This window comes from bacterium (genome assembly GCA_035527515.1).
GTDB lineage: Bacteria > B130-G9 > B130-G9 > B130-G9 > B130-G9 > B130-G9.
On sequence record DATLAJ010000104.1, the window covers coordinates 1 to 4189 of the forward strand.

General features: G+C 55.2%; 4 protein-coding genes. All 4 read right to left on the bottom strand.

Annotated elements, in window-relative coordinates:
- Nucleotides 1-193 precede the first annotated feature (193 nt).
- Entirely contained in the window at nucleotides 194-2056 is a 1863-nt protein-coding gene (locus VM163_07735) for a DUF2254 family protein (protein HUT03764.1), read from the bottom strand.
- Nucleotides 2057-2241: 185 nt separating this feature from the next.
- Complete coding sequence (locus tag VM163_07740; GenBank protein HUT03765.1) at nucleotides 2242-2649, bottom strand: hypothetical protein; 408 nt, start codon at nucleotides 2647-2649, stop codon at nucleotides 2242-2244.
- Between the two features lie 69 nt (nucleotides 2650-2718).
- Nucleotides 2719-3504 carry an enoyl-CoA hydratase-related protein gene (locus VM163_07745; GenBank protein HUT03766.1) on the bottom strand — a complete coding sequence of 262 codons (786 nt, stop codon included), beginning with the start codon at nucleotides 3502-3504 and terminating at the stop codon, nucleotides 2719-2721.
- 81 nt (nucleotides 3505-3585) lie between these two features.
- The coding region (locus VM163_07750) for a transporter associated domain-containing protein (protein ID HUT03767.1) at nucleotides 3586-4189 on the bottom strand (604 nt) is incomplete at its 5' end.

The window sequence follows — 4189 nt, forward strand, 5'->3', positions numbered from 1 at the left end:
AACGCGCCGGAAAACGAGACGCTGCGTTTTCGGGACAATAAGAGCGAGGGTGAGCTGGAATGAAATGCCCTCACCGTGGAGCTGAGATACACTGGGCCAAGAGGGCCGTGCTGAAGCCAGGCAAGCTGCTCGCCGACGAGCTAGAGAAGGCGATAGGGCAACTGGGATTGGGGTGATGGCCTTACGAGCTGGTCTATGCGCCGTCCTCGGAGGCTTGCGTGCTATCGCCTCCGTGAATCGCTTTGCTCAGTGCGTCAAGAGATCTGTTCACTGCTTGCTTAGAGACTCTGTTAGAGTCAGGGGCGTTCCTATCAGTCCCGGTCAAAAAGAACCACACCGATGAGTCCATGGTCATATTCTCAATGGCTTGATCTAACACCGTGAGAAGCTTCTGGTCGAGCGAGGATCCGGCGGCGGAGTTCCTCACCGGCCAGATTCCTAAACCCTCAGCGAGGTAGATTCTCAGCCAAAGCCAAAACGTGATGTATTGGGTGCCGGTGTATTCTCTGGGACCGTTATCTCGCATTCTCCAATGTCTTAGACCTTCACGCCATACGTCCTGCAGGATATCCTCGAGGAATGACGATTTGGGAAAGCCGCATGTCACTTCAACATCGGAGAGCTTCGCGACGTACCCCACATAGTCCATCTTCGTCTGCCAACGTGGCCAAGGTTTAAGATCTGGATCAAATACCGGGCCAGCGACCTCAAACAAGGCGCGCCAGAAGATCTGTCGAACCGAGTCAATATATTGCATCTTCACTCCAACAGGGCCCTCGGGTCCCTCCCAGTGCTTGAACATGGGCGCTGTATCTCCGCTATCATCAAGTGTCTCCAGAAGCATCGCATCAAGGAGCTTCTCTTTCTCATCCACATTGTTGACGAAGCAGAGCCTTATGATCTCTTCGAGGTCATTCATCAGGACCCGAATGTGCTCCAGCTTCGCGCCCTGAGCGGCACGATCGAGCTTCTGAATAGATGACGCGACTTCCCTCCCCCATTTAGGCAGGAAACTCCTAATGAATTTGGGTTTGTACGCGTTGCTCAGATAGCCCAGAATACTCAAGGTCATTTCCAGTGGTTTGACAGTCTCCGCTGCCAAGCAAATGTCTAACTGTGATTCGGCAGCCGTGAAAACAGGACTCAGCCAATCCCTCTCAAGTTGGCTCCACTTCTTCTCCACATCTTGAGCTGGTAATTGGGATATTCCTTCGACACAAAGGGAATCGACACGATCAATCAACGGAGTAAAGGTGTAAACGGTGTAAGCAGTGATCACATCAAGCGCCAAAGATCTGAGTTCGAAGTCTTGTTGAAGCTGGGTTCTATCCCAGACTTGGAGGGCCTGGCCAAAGCATTCACTCAATCGCTCCATGAACAGGCTGAAGACCCTTCGATCATCCCGCCTTATCAGGTTCTCGCCAAGATTGACCAACTCTAACAGCTCCTCTCTGATCTCGAGGGATAAACGGCGCGGGTCGTCTGCATCCGTCAACATCAGTTGTTGATCTTTGAGAAGTCGCGTGTGCATTTCCACAACCGTCTCAGGTCTCAAATAGTCCAGCGCGTAAACGAAGAAGAGGACAGTCAACACAAGTATGCAGAAGCCTGCTAGGACTCCGGTAGCGGCTGCCGAGACGGACAATCTAATCAGGAATGCATCCTCAGGCAGGTCATCCGGTGTCGGTATCAATACCAGGAACGCAAGCGAGAAGAGGATAGTCGATCCTCCCATTGCCAAGAGGGTGTACAGAGCAGGACTTCGGAGAATTACCCGCGCAGCCCTCGGCGTCGGTCCCGATGAGGCGACCTGGAATGTTACAAATGCTACGGTGAAGCACACCGCCAACAGGGCCGCCACGGACTGAGCCAACGCGCTCTGGAGATACCTGGCAGAATCCACCAGATACGAAGGCCAGGGGAGCGGCGAAAGACCGAGAGTCACAACGACCATGACTAGGAACGCCCGAATCGCAATACGAGAAACGACTTCGTGCCCTCTTCCCGTTTCACATGTGGGGTACTTCAATCGATCAAAGAGGTTGTCCGAAGGCAATACACCTTTCCAATAACCTGCTGTCACAAGGCGTTTACAGCACCATTCGAGGCAGAAGCCCAACTTGCGCCAAATGAAATCCCTGTCCGAACAAGATGACATTCTCGCATTCCTCTATTTAACGAAAGAGTCCAGCATTCATCATACTACGTGCGCCTGAGCAGGCAAGCTGGGTGCGATATGCCCTACGGCAGGAACTCAACCGGCCGCTTGGCAAAGCAGTATTGAACGAAGTCGTCGGTGGGGAGGCGGAAGCGCTTGTAGCCGGCGTCCTTGAAGGCGATGTCGTAGCCCTCGATGACGAGCGTGGGATTTTGGCGGATGATGTATTCGTTGTCGCTCTTTAAGTAGCTGGTTATCAGGATGTTTTCGACGAGGCCGTCGGGCCGATAGAGGCCGGTCGCCTCGATGTCAAGCGCGACGATGGGGTTGGGCTGTGGCTCTGTGTGGGCGATGTGCTCGTTTGTTACGCCCAGCATGTCGTAGGTGAAAAACTTCGAGTAGTGAGGCGTCACGGCTGCCACAGTCGTGGCGATTGTTGAGTCCGTCGGCGCGTGGCGAGATGATGCGGCATCTGGCGTCAAGCTTGCCAAGAAACGTCCCCTCCTCGCGCTAGACCCCGATAGCGCAGCCCCAAGAATGCTACGGGAATGCTGGCTGCCCTACTTCCCCTTGAACGCGGCCTTGCGCTTTTCGAGGAAGGCGCTTGTGCCCTCCTTGGCATCTTCGGTTGCACAGATGGCCCCGAACAGATTTGCCTCGCGTCTCAGGCCATCAGAAAGCTGCGGCTCTTCGTAAACCTTGTTAACTAGCTCAATCGAGGCCGCAACAGCCAGCGGGCCCATCGAGATGATCTTACTCGCAAGCTTCTCCGCGGCCTGCATTAGTGCATCGGGCGAGACTATCTTTGAGACCAGGCCAATCTCGTAGGCCCGCTGTGCAGAGATTATCTCGCCGGTCAGCATCATCTGCATCGCGTTGGACTTACCCACGAGGCGCGTCAGCCGCTGCGTTCCGCCGTAGCCTGGGATTAGCCCGAGCTTGACCTCTGGCTGTCCGAAGCTGGCGTTGGTTGAGGCAATGCGGATCGTGCACGCCATTGCAAGCTCGCAGCCTCCGCCGAGCGCGAAACCGTTGACGGCCGCAATGACAGGCTTGCCGAGGTTCTCGATCGTCAGGAATAGCTCCTGACCGCGCCTCGAGAAAGCTTCCCCTGACACCCTGTCCAGGCCGACTATCTCGCCTATGTCCGCGCCGGCAACGAACGCCTTCTCACCCACGCCGGTCAGAACGATGGCCCGTATCTCGTCGTCATCTTTGGCTTTTTGGATCGCGTCATCAAGCTCGTTCAGCGTCTCGGCGTTGAGCGCGTTCAGCGCCTTTGGGCGGTTGATCGCGAGGACCAGTATGTGCCCCTTCTTTTCATAGAGGATGTTCGTGTAAGTCATTGTGCCTCCAGTTTATTGATGCTGAAGCTGCTATGGGGGATTCTGAGTCACCGCCCCGACAAAGCGTCAGTAACTAGCATTCTATTCGTCGTGCTCGGCATCGGTTTCAGATTGTAGGCGTTCGATCTTGACCTTCAGAATCCGCCGTTCGTCCGCCTCGAGCACAGTGAAGCGAAGCCCGTCGAAGTCAAAGCTCTCCTTCTCGGCAGGAACAAAGCCAATATGATCAAGTATGAACCCGGCAAGCGTGTCGAAGTCCGGGTTCTCTACGGAGAGCTTGACGTGCTCCTGAAGCAGGTCGAGGTCCGTGTTCCCGTCCGCGACGATAGTGTTCTCGTCGAGCACCTTGATGGGCTCTTCCAGCTCAGGCTCAAACTCACCCCGTATCTCGCCAACTATCTCCTCCAGCAGGTCCTCTATCGTGATCAGCCCCGCAGTGCCGCCATACTCATCGACTGCGATCGCCATGAGGTTCCTATCCGTCCGAAACGTGGCCAGAAGGTCCCTGGCCTTCTTGGTCTCGGGCACGAAGAAAGGCTTCATCATTATCTTCGATATCTCGAAAGGCTCGCTGCCGTGGATGATCTCCTGCCGGATGAGGTCCCTGACGTGAACGAGGCCGACTATGTTGTCGATGTTGTCCTCGAAGACCGGGATTCTCGAGTAGCCCTCCTCGGCCATTACA

Coding starts and splice junctions, on each gene's coding strand:
- VM163_07745 (HUT03766.1), bottom strand. CDS start 3,504: ATGACTTACACGAACATCCTCTATGAAAAGAAGGGGCACATACTGGTC.